Below are 22,183 nucleotides of genomic sequence, written 5' to 3'. Positions count from 1 at the left end.
CGTTCGGGCTTCGGTAACTCGCTGGGCCTGGAGCTCCCATGCCGTTGGAGCCATGAAGATCAGCGTGATCGGCGCCGGCGCCTGGGGCACTGCGTTGGCGGTCAACGCGGCAGCGCGGCACGAAGTGGTCTTGTGGGCACGCGATGCTGCACAGGCCGACCGCATGGCAGCCGCGCGAGAGAACGTGCGCTACCTACGGGGCATTCACTTTCCCGCAGGCATGTCGGTCCGCGCGGTTGGGCAAGGCCATCTTGTTGCGGATGCCGAACTGGTCATCGTCGCGACGCCGATGGCGGCATTGCGCAGCCAGCTCGTAAGCCTCCGTGGCACTGCGGTGCCGGTTGTATGGCTCTGCAAGGGCGTTGAGTCGGCGTTGGTGGCTTCGGGCTGTAAGCTTGGCGATAAGCCTTTTTTTGGCTTGCTCGCTCATGAAGTCCAGGCGCAGGTCGCGCCAGAACTGCTGGCCGGCGTACTCAGCGGGCCCAGCTTCGCGCAGGAAGTAGCGCAGTCTAATCCCACTGCCTTGGTTGCCGCAAGCCGTCATGCAACCATACGCACGGCGCTCGTAGAAGCTTTCCACGGTCCCAGCCTCCGCGTTTATGCAAACGACGACATCGTTGGCGTCGAGGTGGGCGGCGCCGTCAAGAACGTGCTGGCGATTGCGACCGGTTTGTGCGATGGCCTGGCGCTCGGACTCAACGCGCGTGCAGCGTTGATCACCCGCGGCCTGGCCGAGATGACGCGCTTCGGCGTGGCGCTGGGTGCGCGACCTGAAACCTTCATGGGCCTATCAGGGCTTGGCGATCTCGTTTTGACCGCCACTGGCGACCTGTCGCGCAATCGCAAGATCGGACTGCTGCTGGCAGAAGGTCGTTCGCTCGAACAGTCGGTCGCGTCGCTGGGTCACGTGGCCGAAGGTGTGTACTGCGCGCGCACTGTGGTGCAGCGCGCGCGCTATCTTGGCATCGACATGCCGATCGCAGAAGGCGTCGTGGCCTTGCTCAACGGATCGCAGAGCACGGCCGCGGTAGTCGCCGCCTTGATGGGTCGCGAGGCATCGGCTGAAGGCAGCTGAGAGGGGCTTAAAAGGCGCCTAAGGGTAACGTTGGGACCAGCCGACTTGAAGGAAATGCGTAGTGCGCGTTACGACTCGATGCGCTCGAGAAGACGGGCGCTGCGGGTCGGTGCTACCGCTTCGTATCGAACCCAGCCCCGTTCGTCGGGTGGCGTGTCTTAAGCGTGCGTCGCTGGGGCGGGCGTGTATGCCAGCCTCACATAGATCGGGGCGAATGCCTCGGCCTGCGTGATGTCGATCAACGTTTCTTTCGCAAGCTCGAGCATCGCGATGAAGGTGACGATCAGCACCGGCGTGCCGCGCGTCACGTCGAAGAGCTTTTCGAACTCGACGAACTGGCGCCCCTGCAAGTGCCGCAGCACGATGCTCATGTGCTCGCGCACGCTCAGCTCTTCACGCGAAATGTGGTGGTACTGCACGAGCTTCGCGCGCTTCAGGATGTCGGCCCAGGCGTCGCGCAGATCGACCGCGTCCACATCGGGAAACCGCGGCTTGAGCGACTGCTCGATATAAACCTGCCCTTTCCAGAAATCGCGGCCGTGTTGCGGCGCTGCGCTGAGGGCAGCGGCATGCAGTTTGGTCTGCTCATACTCTCGCAGCCGGCGCACCAGTTCGGCCCGGGGGTCTTCGGCTTCTTCGCCATCGGCCGTCTTCTTGGGCGGCAGCAGCATGCGCGACTTGATCTCGATCAGCATCGCTGCCATCAGCAAGTACTCGGCGGCCAGCTCGAGGTTGGTGTGGCGAATTTCGTCGACGTAGGTGAGGTACTGCCGCGTCAACCCCGCCATCGGGATGTCGAGGATGTTGAAGTTCTGTTTGCGGATGAGGTAGAGCAGCAGATCGAGCGGCCCTTCGAAAGCTTCGAGAAAAACCTGCAGCGCCTCGGGTGGGATGTACAGGTCTTTCGGCATTGCGAACAGCGGTTCGCCATACAGGCGGGCCAGCGCGACCTGATCGACCACCTCGGGCATGAGTGCGACGACCCCGTCGCCGTCGCTGTTGCCGCTCCGCGCGTCTCTGCGCATCGACGCTTACTTGACGATCGTCTGGTAGACGTAGGGCTGCATCGGCACCCGCGCTTCGCCGTACTCGTCGAGGAGGCCGCGGTCGAGGTGCTTGTCCCACAGCAAGGCCCGCCCGGCGCGTTGCTCAGCCTCCAGGGTTGGCTTCTTTTCCTTCATTTCCTCGATGAAGCTGGTGATCTCGGACGTGTAGTGGGGGCGGCGAAAGAAGGACATAGACTGGAACCTCGGTTGGGCCAATTTTACGGGGGGAAGCGATGCGCGGACGAAACTGGATTCACGGGTGGGCGGCCGTCTGCCTTGTGGCACTGCTGACCATGCTGGCGGGTTGCGACAACCAGGCCATCCGCGAGCTGGAAGAGGGCGTTGCGACCGAGGCGGACGTGCGCGCCCGGTTTGGGCAACCCGAGAACGTCTGGGACGCGCCCGGATCGCCTGGCAGTCGGGTGTTCGAATACAACCGCCAGCCGCAAGGCCAAAAGAACTACATGATCACCATCGGCCCCGACGGCAGAATGACCGCGCTGCGACAGGTGCTGACACCCGAGAACTTTGCCAAAGTGCAGGCCGGCATGCCGATGGAAGTGCTCCGCAAGCTGCTCGGCAAGCCGGCCAAGGTCACGCCCTATGCGCTAAAGCGCGAGACCGAATGGGAATGGCGCTGGGTGCAGCCGCCGAATTCGCCGATGGTGTTCACTGCGGTGCTGAACGACGATCAACGCGTGGTGCGCAGCGGCTCTTCTCCAGACAAGGGGACCGAGGCGCCCTGATCGATGCGCAAGTGCCGCCCGCGCGGCGCTCAGTCCTTGCCGGGAATCACCGCATCGGCTGCAGCACCGACCGCCTTGCCGGTGATGCGCGCGGTGCCGATGACCGCATCTGCCCCCAATCCGACGACCCCGGCCCCCACGCTGACCACGGTGCTCGCGACCGACACCACCGCGCAGCCCGACAGCAGCGCACAGCCGGGGAACACGAGTGCCAACGCCGACATGGTGGGTGCGAGCCGCAAGCGCATCATTTCATCGCACCCGCATCCCCGGCACCGCACCCGGCCAAGGTTCCAGCACGTGGATTCCTGGATTGGCTTTTTCGTCCGCATGACTGGCGGCGAGCACCATGCCTTCGCTGATGCCGAACTTCATCTTGCGAGGCGCCAAGTTGGCGACCAGCACGGTCAGCTTGCCGACCAGTTGTGCGGGTTGGTAGGCTGAGGCGATGCCGCTGAACACGTTGCGCATCTTGCCCTCGCCCGCATCGAGCGTGAGCCGCAGCAGCTTGGTCGACCCTTCGACTTTTTCGCATGCAACGATCTTTGCAATGCGCAAATCGATTTTGGTGAAATCGTTGATCGTGATGGTCGAAGCGATGGCTTCGCCGCCCGGCGCGAAGTCGGCGGCCACGGGTTCTACTTCGGTCTTCAGATCGGTCACGGGCACGGCCGCTTCGTTGGGCTCGAACAATACGTCGAGCACCTTGGCATCGACGCGCTGCATCAGGTGCTTGTAGTCGCCGATCACGTGTCCCGCAGCAAGGGGATGGTTGGCATCCACCCAAGTCAACGGCTCGATGGCGAGAAACGCCTCGACGTTCAACGCCAGTGCCGGTAGCACCGGCTTCAGGTAGAGCGTGAGCAAACGGAAAGCCTCGATGCAGACGGTGCATACGTCGTGCAGCCGCGCTTCCATTCCTTCTTTCTTGGCCAGCTCCCATGGCTTGTTGGCATCGACGTAAGCATTGACGCGGTCGGCCAACGCCATCGTGTCGCGCAGGGCGCGCGCGAAGTCGCGATCGTCGTACAGCTTGGCGATATCCGCCGCGCCAGCACGCAGCGCCGCGAGCAGTTCGGCGCCATCACCTGACGCCTCGCCCAGCTTGCCGCCGAAGCGCTTGCCGATGAATCCCGCCGCGCGGCTCGCGATGTTGATGTACTTGCCGACCAGGTCACTATTGACCCGTGCCACGAAGTCCTCGGGGTTGAAGTCCAGGTCTTCGTTGCGGCCGTTGAGTTTGGCCGCCAGGTAGTAGCGCAGCCATTCCGGATTGAGGCCGACCGACAAATACTTGAGCGGGTCGATGCCGGTGCCGCGGCTCTTGCTCATCTTCTCGCCGCTGACCGTCAAGTGGCCGTGCACATAGATCGCGTCGGGCGTCTTGCGGCCGCTGAAGTGCAGCATGGCGGGCCAGAACAGCGTGTGGAAGGTGATGATGTCCTTGCCGATGAAGTGCACCTGCTCCAAATCGGGGTCGGCCATGTACTCGGTGTAAGAGATGCCATCGCCACCGAGCTCGATACAGCGCTTGTCCAACAAGTTCTTTAGCGACGCGAGGTAGCCGACCGGCGCATCCATCCAGACGTAGAAATACTTACCGGGCGCGTCCGGGATTTCAATGCCGAAGTACGGCGCGTCGCGGCTGATGTCCCAGTCGCCCAAACCACCGTTACCGTCTTCGTCCTTGTAGAGCCATTCGCGGATCTTGTTCTGCACCTCGGTCTGCACGTGGCCGGGCGCGGTGGTCCAGTTCTTCAGGTACGCCTCGCAGCGCGGGTCCGACAGCTTGAAGAAAAAATGCTCGGAGCTGCGCAACTCGGGCTTCACGCCGGACAGTGCCGAATACGGGTCGATCAGCTCGGTCGGCGCGTACACCGCGCCGCACACTTCGCAGTTGTCGCCGTACTGGTCTTTCGAGTGGCACACCGGGCATTCGCCCTTGATGAATCGATCGGCCAAGAACATACCTTTGGCCGCGTCGTAGAACTGCTCGACCGTCTTCACTGTCACCAAGCCTGCCTTGTCGCGCAGGTCGCGATAGATCTCCTGTGCGAGTTGGTGGTTCTCCGGTGAATCGGTCGTGCTCCAGTTGTCAAAGGCAATATGAAAGCCGTCGAGGTAGGGCTTGCGGCCGGCCGCGATCTCGGCCACGAAGGCCTGCGGCGTGATGCCGGCCTTGTCGGCCGCGATGGTGATGGCGGCTCCGTGCGCGTCGTCGGCACAAACGAAATTGACCTCCGCGCCCTGCATGCGCTGAAACCGCACCCAGATGTCGGCCTGGATGTATTCCATGATGTGGCCGATGTGGAACTTGCCGTTGGCGTAGGGCAGGGCAGTGGTAACGAAGAGCTTGCGCGGGGACATCGAGGAGGGCGCTTTCCGGGGGGTGAAGCGCACAATTTTAGGCGGCGGGCGCAACACGGCCGACGCAGTGGGTCGACAGCGCGCCGAACGGCGATTACATTACAAGATGTAACTCAAAAGTTCTCTTCTCGAGGGGGCCGCCGTCAAATGTCGATTCTTCAGTTCGAAAGCCATTCCACGCTCGCCACCCTCTATGCCGTCGTGCTCTACGGGGTCACATTGCTCGTCGCGGCTGTGTTGACCCGGCTCCCGGCCGTGGCGCAGGACATCACGACAGGTAAAGGCCGCTATGGCGCGCTCGATGGCTTTCGCGGTGTGCTGGCCGTCGGTGTGTTCGTACACCACTCTTTCGTTGCCAACGTCTTCTTCACGACCGGCCGATGGGAATGAACGACGAGCCCGGTATTGAATCACCTTGGCCAGACGACGGTGGCGCTCTTTTTTATGATCACCGGCTTTCTCTTCGCGCTGAAGGCGATGTCGCCGCGCATCGACTGGAAGGCGCTCTATGTCTCGCGGGTCGCGCGGCTCTTTCCGCTCTACGCGCTGATCGTGCTCATCGTTTTTGCTGCTGCGATGGCATTGTCGGGCGGCGTGCTGCGTGAGCCGCCGATGTTGCTTTTCAAGGAACTCTTGCAGTGGCTGGCCTTCGTCTGCTTCGGACGGCCAGACATCAATGCGTTTCCGATGACGCAGACCTTGATCGCCGGCGTCAACTGGAGCCTTCGCTACGAGGTCTTCTTCTATGCGGTCGCGGTGCCGGCGCTGTTCGTGGCGTCGCGCTGGCTCAGCTCGCGCACGATGCTGTGGCTTTCTCTCGCAGCACTCGCCGTGCTGCTGCTCGTGCGCTTCAAGCTCCAGCAGGTTGAGGGCCATCTGCTCTTCGCGACGCATTTCTTGTGCGGCATCGTGGTCGCTTGCGCCTACCGGCAGCCGCGTTGGCTGGCAGGGATGCAGAGCACGCCTTTCCGCTGGGCGGCGGGTGCTGCTGTGTTGCTGCTCTATTTCCTCCTCACGGCCAATGGCAGCATTGCCATCGTGATCACGCTGTGCCTCTTTGCGGCCGTGGTCGGCGGCCTGTCGGTGTTCGGGCTGTTTCACACGCGCGCCGCGCTTTGGCTGGGCGATATCAGCTACGGCATCTATCTGATCCATGGGCTCGTGCTGTACGCGACTTTGTCGGCGCTGCGGGCCAGCGGAAACCTGACTTCGCTCGGTGTCGTGGGCTATGGGCTCGTGATGTGCGGCGTGGCAGTGGTCGTCGTCGCGCTGGCCAGCGTCTCTTACGTTTGCCTAGAGTTGCCCGTTATGGCAAGGCTCAAAAAATGGAGCACGGGACGCCGAATTCCCGTGGCCGCCAAGCCGGCTTGACGACGGCCTGAGCGCAGGGCTCGCGGCAGATCATCAAATAGGGCGGCGTATGCTGCCAGCCAGCGCGCCCGTCCGGGCGCTGCGCTTTGCGCCGACCTCCGAGAGAACTTTTCTGATGACGACTTCCATCCTTGCAACCCCCGTCCCAGCAACCCTCATTCCCGGCGACGGCATCGGCCCCGAAATCGTCGACGCCACGCTGGCCGCACTCGATGCGCTGCAAGCCCCGTTCGAATGGGACCGCCAGGTCGCAGGCCTCGGCGGCGTCCAGCTGGCCGGCGACCCGCTGCCGGCCGCCACGCTGGACAGCATCCGGCGTACGCGCCTCGCACTGAAAGGCCCACTCGAAACACCGTCGGGCGGCGGCTACCGCTCATCGAACGTGCGGCTGCGCGAAGAGTTCCAATTGTTCGCCAACCTGCGTCCGGCGCGCACGGTCATCCCCGGTGGCCGCTTCGACAAGATCGACTTGTTGGTGGTGCGCGAAAACCTCGAGGGCCTCTACATCGGCCACGAGCACTATGTGCGCATTGACGACGATCCGCACGCGGTCGGCATGGCCACCGGCATCAACACGCGGCAAGGCTGTCGCCACATCCTTAAATACGCCTTCGACACCGCCATCGCCACCGGCCGCAAGAAGGTGACGCTCGTGCACAAGGCCAACATCATGAAGGTGCTGACTGGGCTGTTCCTCGAGACCGGCCTGCAGATGTACGAAGACGCGCAATACAAGGGGAAGTTCGAGCTCGACACCATCATCGTGGACGCCTGCGCGATGAAACTGGTGCTCAACCCGTGGCAGTTCGACATGCTGGTAACCACCAATCTTTTCGGCGACATCCTCTCCGACTTGGTGGCTGGTTTGGTCGGTGGACTGGGCATGGCGCCGGGGGCCAACATCGGTGCGGATGCGGCCATCTTCGAAGCGGTGCATGGCTCTGCGCCCGACATCGCCGGCAAGGGCATCGCCAACCCGATTGCGCTGCTGCTGGCCTCGGCCTTGATGCTCGACCACTGCAAACTGCCCCAGCTGGCGACGCGGCTGCGAAGCGCGATCGACCAGACGCTCAACATCGACAAGGTGCGGACCGGCGACCTCGGCGGCACCGCGAACACGGCGGCCTTCACCAAGGCGCTGGTCGCCCGCATCAACGGAGGCTGAAGCGCATGGCGCAACCTCTGCCAACGCTGTCGCTGCTCGAAACCCGCGTGCTCGGCGTGCTCGCCGAAAAGCAGCGCACCGTGCCCGACAGTTATCCGCTCACGCTCAACGTGCTGGTGTCGGGCTGCAACCAGAAGACCAGTCGCAACCCGGTGATCGAGGCGACCGATACCGAAGTGCAGGGCGCCATCGACAGCCTGAAGGGCTACAGCCTGGTGAGCGAAACCAGCGGCGGCCGGAGCTTTCGGTATGCGCACAATGCCGACCGTGTGCTGCAGGTGCCGTCGCAGTCGATCATCTTGTTGACCGTGCTGATGCTGCGTGGCCCGCAGACGCCAGGCGAGTTGCGCATCGCTTGCGACCGCATGCACAATTTTGCCGATATCTCGTCGGTCGAGGGTTTCCTGGACGAGCTGGCGGCGCGACCCGCGGGCGCGTTGGTGATGAAGCTGGCACGTTTGCCCGGTGCGCGCGAAAGTCGATGGGCCCAGCTGCTCAGCGGCACGCCGGCGGAAGATGCAGCACGGCCCGAGTCGACTGCGAGCGGCGATGTGTCGCTGGGCGAAGTCGCTGCGCTCAAGGCCAACGTGGCGCGGCTCGAAGCCGAAGTCGCCGATCTGAAAGCGCTCGTCGCCCGCATTTGTTCCGAGCTCGGGATGACCTGATCCCGGCCTAAGGAATGGCCGGAGCAGCCACTGAAGACGGGGGTGCGCACTAGACTACCCGCCAATCAGGAGTTATCCATGGCAGTTACCCAAGAGGCGCTGATCGCTGCGCTCAAGCCGGTCGTCGATCCGAACACCGGCAAATCTTTCGTCGACAGCAAATCGCTGAAGAACGTGCAGATCGCGGACGGCGACGTTTCTTTCGACCTCGAACTCGGCTACCCGGCCAAAAGCCAATACCCGGTGCTGCGCAAAGCGCTCGTCGCGGCGGCCAAATCATTGCCGGGCATCGACAACGTGTCGGTCAACATCACCCTGAACGTGGTGAGCCATGCGGTGCAGCGCGGCGTCCAGCTGATGCCCAATGTCAAGAACATCATTGCGGTTGCGTCGGGCAAGGGCGGCGTCGGCAAAAGCACCACCGCCACCAATCTGGCATTGGCGCTGGCCGCCGAAGGCGCTTCGGTCGGCCTGCTCGATGCCGACATCTATGGCCCGAGCCAGCCGATGATGATGGGCATCGAAGGCAAGCCTCCCAGCATCGACGGCAAGACGATGGAGCCGATGCGCAACTACGGCGTGCAGGTGATGTCGATCGGTTTTCTGGTCGACCAGGACCAGGCCATGATCTGGCGCGGCCCGATGGCGACGCAGGCGCTCGACCAGCTCCTGCGCCAGACCAACTGGAAAGACCTCGACTACCTGATCGTCGACATGCCGCCCGGCACCGGTGATATCCAGCTGACGCTCAGCCAGCGCGTACCGATGACCGGCGCTGTGATCGTCACCACGCCGCAGGACATCGCACTGCTCGATGCGCGCAAGGGCATCAAGATGTTCGAGAAGGTCGGCGTGCCGATCCTCGGCATCGTCGAGAACATGGCAGTGCACGTCTGCTCCAACTGTGGCCAGGTGGAGCACATCTTCGGCGCCGACGGCGGCAAGAAGATGGCGGCGCAGTACGACATGGCGTACCTGGGCGCGCTGCCGCTCGACATCAATATTCGCCTGCAGGCCGACAGCGGCAAGCCGACGGTGGTGGCCGATCCCGATGGCGAAGTGGCGGGGCTCTATAAGGCGGTGGCGCGCCAGGTCGCAGTCGGCATCGCCGAAAAGGCCAAGGACTTTTCGGCCAAGTTCCCGACCATCTCGATCAGCAAAAACACCTGAAGACTCAGGGCTCGTCGAAGCAATGAACCTGCTCGCCTCGATGCGCTACCTGGTCGCGTTGAGCGAGCACCGTCACTTCGGCCGTGCGGCCGAGGCGTCGCACATCACGCAGCCGGCGTTGTCGAACGCATTGCGCGCACTCGAAGACGAGTTCGGCGTGGTCATCGTCAAGCGGGGCCGCGCGTATGTCGGCCTTACTCACGAAGGCGAGCGCGTGCTGGCGACAGGCCAGCGCATGCTGCGCGACAACGAGGTGCTGCAGCAGGAACTGCGCAGCGACGAGGCGCACCCGCGCGGGCACCTGCGCATGGCGGCGGTGCCCACCGCCATTCCGATGCTGGCACGCTTCGCCGCGATGCTCCAGCAGCGGCAGCCGGGCATCGTGCCGACGGTTCTTTCGATGAGCTCGCAGCAACTCGAAATGGGCCTGGAGAACCTGTCGCTCGACCTCGCGCTGGGCTACACCGAACGCATGCGGCTGAAAAACGTGAAGCTCACCGCCTGGCCGCAGAGCATCGAGCACTACTACCTGTTGCGCCTCGCGGCCAAGCCTTCAAAAGACAAGCTCGCCATCGGCCCACCGATGCGATGGGCCGATGCCGGCGCGCTGCCCCTGTGCCTGCTCACGCCCGACATGCACAACCGCACGATCATCGATCTGGCACTGCGCGAGGCCGGCGTGGAAGTCGCGCCGGCGATCGAGACCAACTCCGTCTTGACGCTGGCGCTCGCGGTGATCGCAGGCGACGTGTGCAGCGTGCTGCCGGGCGCCATGGTCGCTGCCGTGCGCGGGTTGCGCGAGCTCGAGGCACTGCCGTTGGTCGCGCCTGAAGTGCGCACACCGATCGGCTTTTTGACGCAAGACGGCGTGCGGCCGTCACGCGCGCTCGGCGCGGCGCTCGAATTGCTGCAAACCCCCGAGTGGAAGGCGCAGATCGCCCAGCACAGCGGCGCGCTGGACGCGTAGCAGACGACGCGCCGTTCGGCTATCGTGACGACGATGTCAGTTCCAGCCACCGCTCTCACCGTCCCCACCTCGGCCACCGCACGACGCAACGCTTCCGGCGAGCTGTCGATCCCACCGGTCGAGCGCCGCGCCGTTCGCGTCTACGGCGAAAAATCCGTACCCGCCGAGGGCCTGGTGCGCGACGACACGCTCGCCGCCGAAGTGCCCGTCGCACTTGTCTTCAACGGCGTTTCGCACGCGGTGATGATGGCGACGCCGCAAGACCTCGAAGCCTTCGCACTCGGCTTTGCACTGAGCGAAGGCATCCTCGACACTGCATCCGATTGCCGCGGTATCGAGGTCGTGTCGATCGCAGCGCGCGATGCTGGCTTGCCCGACGGCATGCCCGGCATCGAAGTGCAGCTCGATATTTCGACGCGCAGCTTCGAGCGCCTGAAAGACCGGCGCCGCAGCCTCGCGGGCCGCACCGGTTGCGGCATCTGCGGCGTCGAAAGCTTCGCGGCGCTCGACCTCACGCCGCTGCCATTGCCACCGCGCGACTGGATCGAGCGCATCGACCTCGCGACCGTGCTGCGGGCTTTCGAAGCGCTGCCGCCGCGGCAGACGCTCAACCGGGAAGCCGGGGCCATTCACGCAGCCGGCTGGGCCACGATCGAAGGCGATCTCGTCGAAGTGATGGAAGACGTCGGCCGTCACAACGCGCTCGACAAACTGCTCGGCCACCTCGCACAAACCGGGCAGCTGGGCGAGCCAGGTTTCGTGCTGATGTCGAGCCGCGGCAGCCACGAGCTGGTGCGCAAGTGCGCGCGATTGGGATTGAGCGCGATGGCGACCATCTCGGCGCCCACCGCGATGGGCGTGCGCATGGCCGAACTCACTGGCCTGCGGCTGTGGGGCTTGTGCCGTGCGCCGCGCGCAGTGCTCTATGCATCGGGCGCTTAAAGCCCCAGTACCGCTTCTGCCGCCCGGTCGATCCCTTCCGCCGACAACTCCGCCGCAGGCACTTTGGCACGCCCCGTCCACTGCGCGAAGTGCAGTGATTGCGACTTCTCGTAGTGCGGGTCGTAGTGCAGTGCCATCAATTCAGCGAACAACGACGACAGCTCACCGCCCCTTGCCCATGCCTGCCAACGCGCCACCGTCTCCTTGCCCTGCGCCTCTTTGAGCTTGCCGAGCTGCGTTGCCAGCAACTCTGCGTCATCGCCGAGGTACGCGTAGTCGCGCAGCAGATAGGCGAGGCGGGCTTCGGCACTGGCTTCGATCTCGATACACGGCGCCGCCCGCATATTGCCGACCAACGGGATCGGCACCGACAACCGCCCGATGCGTGCGCTCTCGCCCTCGACATACAGCGGCTTCGACAGATCGAGTGCTTCAAACGCCGTCGCGATGAGCGTCTCGAAGTGCTTTTGCGATGGCTGTTCGATGCCGGGTAGCGCGCCGAGCAGCGACCCCTTGTGGCGCGCGCAATCTTCCAGGTCGAACACCTGCGCACCACGCGCAGCCATGGCTTGCAGCACGCGCGTCTTGGCGCTGCCGGTCGGCCCGCAGATGATGCGCAGGTCGAGCTGCGGCGACATCGTTTCGATCACTGTCAGCACCTCGCGCCGGAAGCTCTTGTAGCCGCCGGCCAATTGCTTGGCGTCCCAGCCGACCAGCCGCAACCAGCTGACCATCGACCCGCTGCGCAAGCCCCCGCGCCAGCAATAGACCAGCGGCTTCCACTTGGCCGGCTTGTCGGCGAACTGTTCGCGCAGATGCTTTGCCATGTTGGCCGCGACCATCGCGCCACCCACGCGCCGGGCCTCGAAAGCGCCGGTCTGTTTGTAGATCGTCCCGACAATGCGCCGCTCGTCGTCGTCGAGCACCGGACAGTTGATGGCACCCGGAATATGGTCGAGCGCGAATTCCGCCGGCGAGCGGGCATCGATGACCGTTTCGAAGGTCTTGCGGTCTCCGACTTCGGTGGGTTTTCTATGCATAGGCTGGCCCCACAACGCGCCGCAACCGGGCGCTCGCGAAATCGACGATGGCCACGAGCACGAACATCGCGATCAGCACGGTCGTCGCCTGTTGTTGTTGAAAGATCGAAAGGTGAAAGTACAAAAGTTGCCCCAAGCCGCCACCACCGACGAAGCCGAGCACTGCGGCCATGCGAATGTTCATCTCCCAACGGTACAGCGTATAGGCCAGCCATTGCGGCATCACGATGGGCAAACTTGCGTAGCCGAAGGCGGCGATGCTGCCCGAGCCCGCAAGCACCAGCGCCTGTTCGGGTTCGCGCGGCGCGTTCTCAAGGCTTTCGGCAAAGAGGCGGCCGAGTACGCCGGTCGTGTGCAGCGCCAGCGCCAGCGCGCCGGCAAAAGGCCCGATGCCGGCCGCCAGCACCATCAGCGCAGCCCAGACCAACTCGGGCACACTGCGCAAGAAATTCAGCAAGAAGCGCGTCGCGCTCTGCGGCACCACGCCCCAGCGACCCGACGCAGGCAAGGCCAGCACCGCGCCGACCAGTGCCGCGAGCAGCGTGCCGAGGGCCGACACCGCGAGCGTCTGCAGGGTGCCCCAGCCGACCTTGCCCAAGAACGCCGGCGACACGTCCGGTGGAAAGAACTCGGCGATGAATTTCGCTATGAGCCGCAGCGATTCGCCCGAGCCCAGCGCGCGAAAGTCGATGCCAAGATAAGCGAAGCTGGCGACCACCGCCACGAGCACCAGCCCGATGGCCGTCCAGCAGCGCAGGCAAGGCGATGGCGCGGGGGGCAAGTCAGGAGAAGCGCTCATGCGAGCAGCTTGCGCAACAGGGTGCTCAGCATGTCGGCAAACAACACGAGCGCCAGGAACACCAGCAGGATGCTGCTGGCCTCGCCGCCGGCCAGCATCTTCATCGACTGGTCCATCAGCTGGCCGAGCCCGCCGGCGCCGACGAAGCCCATCACCACCGACGCGCGCACCGCGCATTCCCATCGATAGACGGTGTACGACGCCAGCTCTTGCCCGGTGTTGGGCAACAGGCCGTAGAGCAGCGCGGCAACGCGCCCGCTGCCGCCTTCGAGTAGCGCGCGCGCTGGCCGCGTGTCGGTCGACTCCAAGATCTCCGAGTAAACCTTGCCCAGCATGCCGCCGTAAGTGATGGCCAGCGCCAGCACACCCGCGGCGGGGCCGAGCCCGAGTGCGCGCACGAAGATCAGCGCCCAGACGATTTCAGGAATGGCGCGCAGCACCATCAGCACCGATCGGCCTGCTTGCCGCACGACCACAGATCGCACCCGGCCCGGCCCCGGACCGATGCGCGACACCGACAGCGCCCGCGTGGTGATGAAGGCGAGCGGCGCTGCGATGACGAAGGCAAGGGCTGTTCCGGCAGTCGCCATCGCCACCGTTTCGAGCGTCGCCTTCTGTAGCAGCTTCAGGAACTCGGGTTCGGTCGATGGCGGAAAGAAGCCCGCCAGAAAGCCGCTCATGACCGACAGGTTGCCGGGCGCGAACAGCGCAGCCGGGTTGAACTCGGCCAACTGCAGCATTGGCCAGCACAACACCAGCGCGAAGACGAGCCAGCCGAGGCGACGCTGCGCCAGCGGATCGCGCAGAGTGCGCTCCGGGGCGCGTGCCGGGATAGGCACCGGGACAGTCATGCGCGGCAGACCGCGAGATGCATCGGCACTGCGCTGTCGGTAGCGCCTTGCGCGGTGTGCTCGTTCGCATACAACGCCGTCAACATCTCCTGCGTGACCTCGTCCCTCGGCCTGTCGAACACGACGCGTCCTTCGCGCATGCCGACGATGCGCGGGAACCAGTGCAGTGCCAGGTCGACCGCATGCAGCGAGGCGATGAAGGTGGCACCGGTCGCTTCGCTCTGCGCGACCAACTCGCGCAGCGTGGCATCTGCCAGCGTCGGGTCGAGGGCGGAAACGGGCTCGTCGGCGAGCAGCAACGCCGGTCGCTGGTACATCGCCCGCGCCACGCCCACGCGTTGCAACTGCCCGCCGGAGAGCCGGTCGCAGCGGTCGAACAACCGGTCCTGGAGCGACACACGCGTCAGCGCTTCGTGCGCGCCGGCGATGTCCGATGGGTGCAACAGCGACGCAATGGCGCGCGGCAGCGTCCATTCCCCCAAGCGCCCCGACAGCACCGCAGTCACCACGCGCAGCCGCGGCGCGATGGGCGGCGCCTGGTGCACGGTCGCGATGCGTGCGCGCAGTTTGCGCAACGCGGACGGCGACAGTTTCCAGGGATCGACGCCGAGCACCGCGACACGCCCTTCGACCGGATGAAGGGCCGCACCCAGCACGCGCAACAGCGTCGTCTTGCCTGCGCCCGAAGGCCCGATCACCGCCAGCCTTTCGCCCGCACCCGCCGACAGCGAAATGCCGGTCAGCGCACGGTGTCCGTTGGCATGAACGAAACCGACGCCGTCGAGCGCGACGCTCACTTGATCAGGCCAGCCGATTTGCCCGCGGTCTCGATGCTGTCGTAGTTGGACGATTGGGTCGGAATGAACTTGCTGGCGCGTTGCAGGCCCATGATTTCCTTCTGTGCCGGATTGGCCGGGTCCAGCTTCAGGAAGGCATCGGTCAGCTTCTTCTGCAGCGCCGGGTCCATGCCGGGGCGCACCGTCCAGTTGTAGTCGTAGAAAGGCGGCGTGGTCGCCAGCACGCGCACCTTGGCGGCATTCGGGTTTTTGGACTCCACCAGCTTGTCCCACACCGATGCGTTGAGCACGCCGGCCTCGGCGCGCGACGCGGCCACGAAGGCCACGGTGGCGTCGTGCGCGCCCGAAAACGCGACCGTCTTGAAGTCTTTTTCCGGGTCGATGCCGGCCTGCAGCAAAAAGTAGCGCGGCATCAGGCTGCCCGAAGTCGACGACGGCGCGCCGAAAGCGAAAGTCTTGCCTTTGAGGTCGGCCAGCGTCCTCGCGGTGCTGTCGATCGGCACGATGAACTTGCTGGTGAACACCTCATCTTCAGCGCGCTGCACGATCGGCACCACGCCGCCGTTGGTGCGAATGCGCGCCTGCACATAGGTGAAGCCGCCAAGCCACGCCAAGTCGATCTTGTTGGAGGCGAGGCCCTCGACCACGGCGGCGTAGTCGGTCACGGGCGTGAACACCACGTCCATGCCCGTTTCCTTCTTCAGGTAGTCGCCCAGTGGCGTGAACTTGCGCTGCAGCTCGGTCGGCGCTTCGTCGGGGATGGCGGACACGCGCAGCACGTTGGCGCTCTGGGCGAGCGCACCGAGGGCTGCGAACGAAACGGAAAACGCGAGCACGAAACGAGCGATTGCGTGGGGAAATGTCTTCATGGGGGAAATGTCCTGCTTAGATAATGCACGTCATGAAACCAACGCTGATGAACCCGCTGGCGCCGCTGCGCCTCACGAACTTTTCTCATGGTGGCGGCTGCGGCTGCAAGATCGCGCCGGGTGTGCTATCGCAAATTCTAAAGAGCGGCGGCAGCGGACTGATTCCGAAGGAATTGATGGTCGGGATCGAGACCGCCGACGACGCCGCCGTGTACCGCCTGAACGACGAACAGGCGCTCATCGCGACCACCGACTTCTTCATGCCGATCGTCGACGACCCGTATGAGTTCGGCCGCATCGCAGCCACCAACGCCATCAGCGACGTGTACGCCATGGGCGGAAAACCCATCATGGCGCTGGCGTTGGTCGCCATGCCCATCGACAAGCTGCCCGTCGAAGTCATCGGCGAGATCGTGCGCGGCGGCCAGGACGTGTGTCGCGCGGCCGGCATCCCCATCGCGGGCGGCCACACCATCGATTCGGTCGAGCCGATCTACGGCCTGGTCGTGATGGGCCTGGTGCATCCCGATCGCGTGCGCCGCAATACCGGCGCCAAGGCCGGCGATGTGCTGATCCTCGGCAAGCCGCTCGGCGTCGGCGTGCTGTCGGCGGCGCTGAAGAAAGAGCAGTTGTCAGAGGCTGGGTATCGGCAATTGATCGACACGACGACCAAGCTCAACACGCCAGGGATTGCACTGGCGCAACTCGACGGCGTGCATGCACTGACGGATGTGACCGGCTTCGGCCTGGCCGGCCATGTGCTGGAACTGGCGCGGGGTGCGGGGCTGACTGCCGTGATCGAGTGGTCGAAGGTGCCGCTGCTGGAGGGCGTCGAAGCAATGGTGGCGGAAGGCTTCGTGACCGGGGCTTCGGGGCGGAACTGGGAAGGCTACGGCGCTGATGTCCAGTTGGCGGAGGGACTTCCGAAGACTGCGCAGAGTCTGTTGAGTGATCCGCAGACTTCGGGGGGGCTGTTGGTGAGTTGTTCGGCTGAAGCGGTGCACGCTGTGCTGGAGGTGTTCAGGGCCGAAGGGTTTGGCGGCGCTGCTGTTGTTGGGCGGATCGAGAGCGGGTCTGCGGGTCTGCAGGTCCACTTCTGAGCCGTGAACGCCAGCTTCAGAAGGCAGACTCAACCGGTCTACGCCAGAGATTCATAAAAAATTCCATCCAAAAGCTGCCGTTCCATTCAAATCAGATCGGCTTTCTTTGAGCGCGCGAGGAGTACGCCCTCAATTGCTTCACAGATGGGTACGGTATCTGAAGCTTTCGCTAAGCGCATCGCGGCAGCCTTGCATCGCGCATTGACCGAGTCCGATGACAGCAACGAGGCCAACGTGGACTCAAGAACTCGGCCTGACGCGCTTGCAGCCTTGATCGAGTGGCCGACCCCAAGCGCTTCCACACGAGCGCCGTTGTCAAACTGGTCATGTGCGAAAGGCATAACCACCTGCGGGATTCCAGATCGCAAGGCCTCGGCGGTGGTTCCTATTCCCCCATGATGAACGATGGCCGCCGCATGAACAAGAAGGCGTCGAAGGGGCACGTACGATTGCCACAGCACCTCACCCGGTAGAGCGGTGGGCAACTGCTTTTGAAATGGCGTCAAAAAGATCGCACGCCGACCGAGTCGAGTGACCGCGTCCAATGCCCTGGAGAAATAGGCGCTGCCGTGCTTGTGTCCGGTTCCTGACGTGAAAATGATCGGCGCGTCACCGTTCGCGAGAAATTGGCGAATTTCATCAGATAGCTCATGTTCCGGATGCGGGTCGAAGAGCGGAAACTCCCCGCTGTGGCGCGGTTGCGGCCAATCCGGCTGGTCCTTGGCAAACCACGACGGAAACAAGGTCAGCGAAAGATCCGCGACGGTATGCATATGCTCGACCAAGTGCGCCACTGGCTCAAGCCCTTTGCGTTGACGCTCTTTGTTCAAGTCTGGGACGGCGATCCGATCGATCAGTTTGGCGTCAATGCCGTTCCAGATCCAACGACGCCAACTCATCGGCAGCCACGCAGGAATACCAATCGGCCCTATCGTCAGAGGATCGTGGAGGGTTCGCATATTCGCCGGCGCCAGATAGCCGCCAACGATCGGCAAGTCGGGCCGTTCAGCCCGCGCCAGCGATGCCGCGGGCAGCGCGAAGGGATGAGTGAGCAGCAGGCACTGCTCATCTGCTGGCAAGGCTCTGATGAAGGTCGGGATCTCCACCAAGATGGAAAGGACACCGCGCCACAGCGTTTCGAACGCCTTCCGTGAATCCCAAAGGTCGGGATTATTGATGAGAGCGAAATAGTCCTCGCGGCTCCCAAGCGCATGAAACGCGAATCCAGCCTCTCGAACTAGTTCTTCATGAACGGCCGGGGCCAGGAACGTGATCCGGTGTCCTCTCCGTTGCAGGGCCTGCCCAAGGCTGATGAATGGATTCACATTACCAAGTGTGCCAATTGAGACCACGACGATATGAGCTGGTAGGCGCGCAGATTTTGTCAAAGGAATGAAAGTTGACCGACGGTACGTTTTTTCGTACGCTATCGAATGTTTGGAGAACACCATGATCACCCCTATCACTGCGAGCGAAGCTCGTGCAAGCTTGTACCGTCTGATCGATCAAACCAGCGAGTCGCATCAGCCGATTCTTATCTCGGGCAAGCGCAGTAGTGCGGTCCTTGTTTCGGCCGATGACTGGCAGGCGATACAGGAAACGCTGTATCTGCTGTCCGTCCCCGGCATGCGCGAATCCATCAAGAAAGGCATGGCCGAGCCGTTGGACAAGAGCGCCAAGAAGCTTTGCTGGTGATGTGGGAAGTCGTTTATGCGAAGCACGCAACCAAGGATGCCAAAAAGCTTGCTGCGGCGGGCTTGAAAGGCAAGGCTCTGGAACTGCTCGAAGTACTGGTCGTCGATCCATTTCAGAATCCGCCACCGTACGAAAAGCTTGTCGGGGATCTTGATGGCGCGTACTCGCGGCGAATCAACATCCAGCATCGCCTTGTGTATGAAGTTTTCAAAAAGGAGCGCATCGTTCGCGTGCTTCGAATGTGGAGTCACTACGAATGAATCAGGTTCGAATCGGCGGCGGGTCTGAATATGTTCTCTTCGAACTCCTTTCGCACGAAGTGACTGATGGCTGGTATGAAATGCGGGCAAGTGTCGCTGTCCCTGGTTTCACTTCCGCAGTCAACGCGTTCCTTGAACCGACCGACTTCGCTCAATTCGAGCAGCAACTCAAAGTGCTGTACGACACACTTCAGGGAACGGCTGAACTTCATCCACGTGAGTCGCAAATCAACGTCGTTCTCACTGGAAACGGCCGCGGCGGCATTGAAGTGACCGGCGACATTTCTTCAATCAGTTGGACGAACAAGCTTCAATACGGCTTCACGATCGACCAGACCTTTCTGGTAGACACACTGGCCCAGCTTGAGCAACTCGGTTCAGGCGTTTGAGGCTTGCAGAATTGGCTTGCTTGCCCGCATCACTCATACAGGAACTGCGTCCGAAGACTCCGCTCCACCTTCTGTGCAAACACTTTTTGCGCTTCCATGTCCGTCCCCGCACACACCGGCTGCGTCGCGACCATCGTCATGGTCCGCACGAGCTTGAGTGATCCGGCTTCGCGCTGAACTGTCTGCCGATACTCGATGCGGCTGCCGGTCAAGTCGAGCGTGTGGTGTTCGGAAGGCGGGTCTCGCAGTAGGCGCACGTTGTCGGGTAGCTTGAGCTCGACTGTCTCGCTGACTTCGCCGTTGGGGCAACCGTAGGGATAGTGGCGCTCCGTCCTCAGCGATGCCACCCAGGGCGCCAGGGCATTGAAGCCTGACGGGGGCATGCGGATCGCACCGGGTCCGGGCAAGTCCAGAAAGCTTTTTGTGTCGTAGTCCAGGCCGAATTCTGCTTCTGCGCTGTCTGCACGCAGGTCAGGCCGGCGCAGTACGCCCGTGCCGTTGGCGCCTGCTTGGGCGAGCATTGACGTCACCACCTGCGCATCGGAAATCGATTGCATCGCCGCGAATGTCCCGCGCAATGTGGCGGCACCCAAGCCGGTGCCACGAACGGAAGTCTTGACGGCGGCCGATTCATCTCGCGCGACATCGATCACCTGCTTCACCGCCGTCAACCCGCCGTCGGACAGCGGGGTGCTGGCCCATTGGCCCGACTGCACATGGAGCACCTGCTTGCCGCCGTCGGCGAAAGGCAAGGTGCCAAAGGCGTTGTAGCGTGCCGTGCTGTCCAAGTACAGGTTCAGCTGTGGCACGTAAGTGATCATGTGGTTGAACGCCTGGAGTGTTCCGGCGCGCGGCATCCAGAACGCGTTGCCCGCGCCGATCAACACGGGCGTGCTGTCGATTCCCTTGGCGCGCAGCAATGCGCCGAGCAAGACCGCCTGGTCCTTGCAGTCGCCATAGGCGTTCGAAAGAATGCTGTCGAGCGGTCTCGGAATGAAGCCACCGCGTTCGAGGACAACGTTCACATAGCGGATGTTCAGACGCACCCAGTTGTAGAGTGCCTCGGTCTGTTTGCGCGGGTCCGACACGCCCTGGGTCAGTTGATTCGCCAGCGCAATGACGCGCGCAGTGGGCGCAGAAATATCGCCAGTCAATTGACCGTAGGCGGTGGCAAGGGCAGCACCGTCGGCCATGGTGCTGACGACCATCCTCGGGCTGTAGTCGCTTCGCGCCACGCTGCCTGCTTCGGGCGCGACCGCCTTTGCGTTGTCGCTGCTAAAGACATGCTTCACCCGGCCATCGGCCAGCGTTTCCTGCACATGCGGAAGGTCGATGGTTTGCACGTCCAGCGGCATGTCCGCAGGGGCGGTAACCGTAAAAACAAAATCCTGTCGCGCGGAGTGCGGCGAGATGAACTCCATGGCGCTGAACTGGCCTGGCAGGATCGGAACGCGCTGAGTCACACGCGTCTTCAACAGGATTTTTGCGCCTGGCGTGACTTGTGGAAAAACGATGGTCTTGACCTTCTGGTCACTGAACATCGGCGCGGCCTGCGATGCATAGGGTTCCTGCACGAAGATGGCGGAAGTCGGGACGTCGATCTCCTTGCCGTCCGGCGTGATCAGCCGCGCCAACACGATTTCGGCGGTTTCCAGGCTGGCGCTGTACGACTGCGAGATTTGCGCGACTTCGCGCACGCCGGCATCGTTGAGCACCACTCGGATCGAGTCGATTTCCTTGACGAAGCGGCCGTCGCGTTCGACGATGTAGTCGACATGGCGCCGCTCGTAGGCAATGCCGGGCGTGAAGCCGGTCTCCGCACTTGATGCAGCCGGCAACGCTGACTGCGCGACGGCGTGGTGAGAATCCACCAGCAAAGCAAGAACCATCCAGTAGCGGATCATTTTTTTCTCCCTGTGCGTTTTCTGCTGGCTTGGGCGGTGAGGCCTTGGCTGTGCGGCGCAGTTTAGTTTGCGCGGCGAAAGATGCAACAGGAGGTGTGCTGCGCGCAGTTCCAGTCAAACGACTCCAACCGCACGCGAAAGATACCTGTGATTGCCGCGGTAGTCGGCAAAGGCCGGCGTCTTGTCGTCGACCATTTCGAGAAAGCCGCGCGGCCCGCCGCGGTGCTGAACGTAGGATCAGCCGGTTGTTGACACCGTGGCTATGTAGAAACTGTTTTGCGACCGGCGTTTAGACGTTACGCCAACGACCGGATGATCTTGTCCAGCGTCAGCGGATAGTCCCGCACCCGCACGCCACAGGCGTTGTAGACCGCGTTGGCGATGGCCGCCGCGCTGCCGCACAAGCCCAGCTCACCGACGCCCTTGGCCTTCATCGGCGACGATTTGTCGTCCACCTCGTCGAGGAAGAACACGTCCTGCTTCGGCACGTCGGCGTGCACCGGCACGTGGTACTCGGCCAGGTCGTGATTGACGAAGTAGCCATAACGCGTGTCGACGACCAGCTCCTCCATCAGCGCTGCGCCGAGTCCCATAGTCATCGCGCCGATCACCTGGCTGCGGGCCGTCTTCGGGTTGAGGATGCGGCCGGCCGCGAAGGCGCCGCTCATGCGCCGCACGCGCACTTCGCCAGTGGCCGCATCGACGCCGACTTCGGCAAAGTGAGCGCCGAAGGTGGCCTGCGCGTAGGTCTTGGTCAGGTCGCCAAACTCGATGCCGTCTTCCACGGTGATGCCTTGCCGGCCCGCCAATTCGGCCAGTGTGAAGCTGCGGCTGCCCGAGATGATCTGGCCTTCGTCGAAGCGCGCGTCGCCGGCCATCAGGCCGGCTTTGCGGGCGATGGCTTCGCGCAGTTTCATGCACGCCGCGTAGACGCCCGCCGTCGAGCTGTTGCCGCCCCATTGCCC

At 63.5% G+C, this 22,183-nt stretch carries 25 protein-coding genes; 13 read left to right on the top strand and 12 right to left on the bottom strand.

Annotated elements, in window-relative coordinates; translation table 11 throughout:
* Window positions 1-52: 52 nt before the first annotated feature.
* Entirely contained in the window at window positions 53-1,075 is a 1,023-nt protein-coding gene (locus tag QN397_RS01500) for an NAD(P)H-dependent glycerol-3-phosphate dehydrogenase (RefSeq protein WP_323495485.1), read from the top strand.
* Window positions 1,076-1,233: 158 nt separating this feature from the next.
* Here QN397_RS01500 and QN397_RS01495 read toward each other — a convergent pair whose 3' ends face one another.
* Both QN397_RS01495 and QN397_RS01490 read right to left on the bottom strand, forming a co-directional pair.
* Complete coding sequence (locus QN397_RS01495; RefSeq protein WP_323495483.1) at window positions 1,234-2,100, bottom strand: ScpA family protein; 867 nt, start codon at window positions 2,098-2,100, stop codon at window positions 1,234-1,236.
* 6 nt (window positions 2,101-2,106) lie between these two features.
* The gene (locus tag QN397_RS01490; protein ID WP_323495482.1) at window positions 2,107-2,313 is read right to left on the bottom strand and encodes a DUF3460 family protein; all 207 of its coding nucleotides are present in this window, start codon (window positions 2,311-2,313) and stop codon (window positions 2,107-2,109) included.
* A gap of 41 nt (window positions 2,314-2,354) precedes the next feature.
* On the opposite strand from QN397_RS01490, the gene QN397_RS01485 reads away from it, so the two are divergent.
* Window positions 2,355-2,867, top strand: coding sequence for an outer membrane protein assembly factor BamE (locus tag QN397_RS01485; protein ID WP_187054631.1), 513 nt, complete (start codon window positions 2,355-2,357; stop codon window positions 2,865-2,867).
* A 29-nt stretch (window positions 2,868-2,896) separates the two neighbouring features.
* Here QN397_RS01485 and QN397_RS01480 read toward each other — a convergent pair whose 3' ends face one another.
* Both QN397_RS01480 and metG read right to left on the bottom strand, forming a co-directional pair.
* Entirely contained in the window at window positions 2,897-3,109 is a 213-nt protein-coding gene (locus QN397_RS01480) for a hypothetical protein (RefSeq protein ID WP_323495481.1), read from the bottom strand.
* Between the two features lie 10 nt (window positions 3,110-3,119).
* Window positions 3,120-5,234 carry a methionine--tRNA ligase gene (gene metG / locus QN397_RS01475; protein WP_323495480.1) on the bottom strand — a complete coding sequence of 705 codons (2,115 nt, stop codon included), beginning with the start codon at window positions 5,232-5,234 and terminating at the stop codon, window positions 3,120-3,122.
* A 147-nt stretch (window positions 5,235-5,381) separates the two neighbouring features.
* On the opposite strand from metG, the gene QN397_RS01470 reads away from it, so the two are divergent.
* The 7 genes from QN397_RS01470 to fdhD all read left to right on the top strand — a co-directional run bounded on the left by QN397_RS01470 (window position 5,382) and on the right by fdhD (window position 11,514).
* Window positions 5,382-5,624, top strand: a complete 243-nt coding sequence (locus QN397_RS01470; RefSeq protein ID WP_323495479.1) for a hypothetical protein — start codon at window positions 5,382-5,384, stop codon at window positions 5,622-5,624.
* A 15-nt stretch (window positions 5,625-5,639) separates the two neighbouring features.
* On the top strand, window positions 5,640-6,605 hold the full coding sequence (locus tag QN397_RS01465; RefSeq protein WP_323495478.1) for an acyltransferase family protein: 966 nt from the start codon (window positions 5,640-5,642) through the stop codon (window positions 6,603-6,605).
* Between the two features lie 115 nt (window positions 6,606-6,720).
* Entirely contained in the window at window positions 6,721-7,770 is a 1,050-nt protein-coding gene (locus QN397_RS01460; RefSeq protein ID WP_323495477.1) for an isocitrate/isopropylmalate dehydrogenase family protein, read from the top strand.
* Window positions 7,771-7,775: 5 nt separating this feature from the next.
* Window positions 7,776-8,435, top strand: a complete 660-nt coding sequence (locus QN397_RS01455; RefSeq protein WP_323495476.1) for a YceH family protein — start codon at window positions 7,776-7,778, stop codon at window positions 8,433-8,435.
* Between the two features lie 78 nt (window positions 8,436-8,513).
* Window positions 8,514-9,605 carry an iron-sulfur cluster carrier protein ApbC gene (gene apbC, locus QN397_RS01450; protein WP_323495475.1) on the top strand — a complete coding sequence of 364 codons (1,092 nt, stop codon included), beginning with the start codon at window positions 8,514-8,516 and terminating at the stop codon, window positions 9,603-9,605.
* Between the two features lie 22 nt (window positions 9,606-9,627).
* The gene (locus QN397_RS01445; protein ID WP_323495474.1) at window positions 9,628-10,572 is read left to right on the top strand and encodes a LysR family transcriptional regulator; all 945 of its coding nucleotides are present in this window, start codon (window positions 9,628-9,630) and stop codon (window positions 10,570-10,572) included.
* A 33-nt stretch (window positions 10,573-10,605) separates the two neighbouring features.
* Window positions 10,606-11,514: a formate dehydrogenase accessory sulfurtransferase FdhD gene (gene fdhD, locus QN397_RS01440; protein ID WP_323495473.1), complete on the top strand. Its 909-nt coding sequence runs from the start codon at window positions 10,606-10,608 to the stop codon at window positions 11,512-11,514.
* Here the strand turns inward: fdhD and mnmH are convergent.
* From mnmH to QN397_RS01415, 5 genes are read right to left on the bottom strand one after another with little or no spacing between them, the layout of a single operon-like run.
* Window positions 11,511-12,554: a tRNA 2-selenouridine(34) synthase MnmH gene (gene mnmH / locus QN397_RS01435; protein WP_323495472.1), complete on the bottom strand. Its 1,044-nt coding sequence runs from the start codon at window positions 12,552-12,554 to the stop codon at window positions 11,511-11,513. The genes fdhD and mnmH overlap by 4 nt on opposite strands.
* On the bottom strand, window positions 12,547-13,353 hold the full coding sequence (gene phnE, locus QN397_RS01430) for a phosphonate ABC transporter, permease protein PhnE (protein WP_323495471.1): 807 nt from the start codon (window positions 13,351-13,353) through the stop codon (window positions 12,547-12,549). Before phnE ends, mnmH begins: the two co-directional genes overlap by 8 nt.
* A complete protein-coding gene (locus QN397_RS01425; protein ID WP_323495470.1) occupies window positions 13,350-14,204 on the bottom strand; it encodes an ABC transporter permease in 855 nt (284 codons plus the stop codon). The genes phnE and QN397_RS01425 overlap by 4 nt, the downstream gene beginning before the upstream one ends.
* Window positions 14,201-15,001 (bottom strand): phosphonate ABC transporter ATP-binding protein, encoded by an 801-nt coding sequence (locus QN397_RS01420; RefSeq protein ID WP_323495469.1) that lies wholly within the window; start codon window positions 14,999-15,001, stop codon window positions 14,201-14,203. The genes QN397_RS01425 and QN397_RS01420 overlap by 4 nt, the downstream gene beginning before the upstream one ends.
* Window positions 14,998-15,870 (bottom strand): putative selenate ABC transporter substrate-binding protein, encoded by an 873-nt coding sequence (locus QN397_RS01415; protein ID WP_323495468.1) that lies wholly within the window; start codon window positions 15,868-15,870, stop codon window positions 14,998-15,000. Before QN397_RS01415 ends, QN397_RS01420 begins: the two co-directional genes overlap by 4 nt.
* Before the next feature lie 32 nt (window positions 15,871-15,902).
* Here QN397_RS01415 and selD point away from each other — a divergent pair, with 32 nt between their 5' ends.
* Entirely contained in the window at window positions 15,903-16,970 is a 1,068-nt protein-coding gene (gene selD / locus QN397_RS01410) for a selenide, water dikinase SelD (RefSeq protein ID WP_323495467.1), read from the top strand.
* Window positions 16,971-17,056: 86 nt separating this feature from the next.
* On the opposite strand, the gene QN397_RS01405 is transcribed toward selD, so the two are convergent.
* Window positions 17,057-18,421, bottom strand: a complete 1,365-nt coding sequence (locus QN397_RS01405; RefSeq protein WP_323495466.1) for a glycosyltransferase — start codon at window positions 18,419-18,421, stop codon at window positions 17,057-17,059.
* A 1-nt stretch (window position 18,422) separates the two neighbouring features.
* Here QN397_RS01405 and QN397_RS01400 point away from each other — a divergent pair, with 1 nt between their 5' ends.
* From QN397_RS01400 to QN397_RS01390, 3 genes are read left to right on the top strand one after another with little or no spacing between them, the layout of a single operon-like run.
* Window positions 18,423-18,665, top strand: a complete 243-nt coding sequence (locus QN397_RS01400) for a type II toxin-antitoxin system Phd/YefM family antitoxin (RefSeq protein ID WP_187054905.1) — start codon at window positions 18,423-18,425, stop codon at window positions 18,663-18,665.
* The gene (locus QN397_RS01395) at window positions 18,662-18,925 is read left to right on the top strand and encodes a Txe/YoeB family addiction module toxin (RefSeq protein ID WP_323495465.1); all 264 of its coding nucleotides are present in this window, start codon (window positions 18,662-18,664) and stop codon (window positions 18,923-18,925) included. The genes QN397_RS01400 and QN397_RS01395 overlap by 4 nt, the downstream gene beginning before the upstream one ends.
* Window positions 18,922-19,314, top strand: coding sequence for a hypothetical protein (locus tag QN397_RS01390; protein ID WP_323495464.1), 393 nt, complete (start codon window positions 18,922-18,924; stop codon window positions 19,312-19,314). Before QN397_RS01395 ends, QN397_RS01390 begins: the two co-directional genes overlap by 4 nt.
* Window positions 19,315-19,343: 29 nt before the next feature.
* Here QN397_RS01390 and QN397_RS01385 read toward each other — a convergent pair whose 3' ends face one another.
* A complete protein-coding gene (locus QN397_RS01385) occupies window positions 19,344-21,218 on the bottom strand; it encodes a DUF3857 domain-containing transglutaminase family protein (RefSeq protein WP_323495463.1) in 1,875 nt (624 codons plus the stop codon).
* Between the two features lie 296 nt (window positions 21,219-21,514).
* A partial coding sequence (locus QN397_RS01380) for a molybdopterin cofactor-binding domain-containing protein (RefSeq protein WP_323499890.1) occupies window positions 21,515-22,183 on the bottom strand: 669 nt, incomplete at its 5' end.

The sequence above is a fragment of the Variovorax sp. RTB1 genome (assembly GCF_035018765.1).
In the GTDB taxonomy this organism is placed as follows: Bacteria; Pseudomonadota; Gammaproteobacteria; order Burkholderiales; family Burkholderiaceae_C; genus Variovorax.
Note: the sequence above shows the minus strand (reverse complement) of the source record. Positions and strands in the feature narration are given on the sequence as shown.

What these genes read in the sequence shown, in the direction of transcription:
- QN397_RS01500 (WP_323495485.1), top strand. Translation starts at nt 53, where the DNA reads ATGAAGATCAGCGTGATCGGCGCCGGCGCCTGGGGCACTGCGTTGGCG.
- QN397_RS01495 (WP_323495483.1), bottom strand. Translation starts at nt 2,100, where the DNA reads ATGCGCAGAGACGCGCGGAGCGGCAACAGCGACGGCGACGGGGTCGTC.
- QN397_RS01490 (WP_323495482.1), bottom strand. Translation starts at nt 2,313, where the DNA reads ATGTCCTTCTTTCGCCGCCCCCACTACACGTCCGAGATCACCAGCTTC.
- QN397_RS01485 (WP_187054631.1), top strand. Translation starts at nt 2,355, where the DNA reads ATGCGCGGACGAAACTGGATTCACGGGTGGGCGGCCGTCTGCCTTGTG.
- metG (WP_323495480.1), bottom strand. Translation starts at nt 5,234, where the DNA reads ATGTCCCCGCGCAAGCTCTTCGTTACCACTGCCCTGCCCTACGCCAAC.
- QN397_RS01470 (WP_323495479.1), top strand. Translation starts at nt 5,382, where the DNA reads ATGTCGATTCTTCAGTTCGAAAGCCATTCCACGCTCGCCACCCTCTAT.
- QN397_RS01460 (WP_323495477.1), top strand. Translation starts at nt 6,721, where the DNA reads ATGACGACTTCCATCCTTGCAACCCCCGTCCCAGCAACCCTCATTCCC.
- QN397_RS01455 (WP_323495476.1), top strand. Translation starts at nt 7,776, where the DNA reads ATGGCGCAACCTCTGCCAACGCTGTCGCTGCTCGAAACCCGCGTGCTC.
- apbC (WP_323495475.1), top strand. Translation starts at nt 8,514, where the DNA reads ATGGCAGTTACCCAAGAGGCGCTGATCGCTGCGCTCAAGCCGGTCGTC.
- QN397_RS01445 (WP_323495474.1), top strand. Translation starts at nt 9,628, where the DNA reads ATGAACCTGCTCGCCTCGATGCGCTACCTGGTCGCGTTGAGCGAGCAC.
- fdhD (WP_323495473.1), top strand. Translation starts at nt 10,606, where the DNA reads ATGTCAGTTCCAGCCACCGCTCTCACCGTCCCCACCTCGGCCACCGCA.
- mnmH (WP_323495472.1), bottom strand. Translation starts at nt 12,554, where the DNA reads ATGCATAGAAAACCCACCGAAGTCGGAGACCGCAAGACCTTCGAAACG.
- phnE (WP_323495471.1), bottom strand. Translation starts at nt 13,353, where the DNA reads ATGAGCGCTTCTCCTGACTTGCCCCCCGCGCCATCGCCTTGCCTGCGC.
- QN397_RS01425 (WP_323495470.1), bottom strand. Translation starts at nt 14,204, where the DNA reads ATGACTGTCCCGGTGCCTATCCCGGCACGCGCCCCGGAGCGCACTCTG.
- QN397_RS01415 (WP_323495468.1), bottom strand. Translation starts at nt 15,870, where the DNA reads ATGAAGACATTTCCCCACGCAATCGCTCGTTTCGTGCTCGCGTTTTCC.
- selD (WP_323495467.1), top strand. Translation starts at nt 15,903, where the DNA reads ATGAAACCAACGCTGATGAACCCGCTGGCGCCGCTGCGCCTCACGAAC.
- QN397_RS01405 (WP_323495466.1), bottom strand. Translation starts at nt 18,421, where the DNA reads ATGGTGTTCTCCAAACATTCGATAGCGTACGAAAAAACGTACCGTCGG.
- QN397_RS01390 (WP_323495464.1), top strand. Translation starts at nt 18,922, where the DNA reads ATGAATCAGGTTCGAATCGGCGGCGGGTCTGAATATGTTCTCTTCGAA.
- QN397_RS01385 (WP_323495463.1), bottom strand. Translation starts at nt 21,218, where the DNA reads ATGATCCGCTACTGGATGGTTCTTGCTTTGCTGGTGGATTCTCACCAC.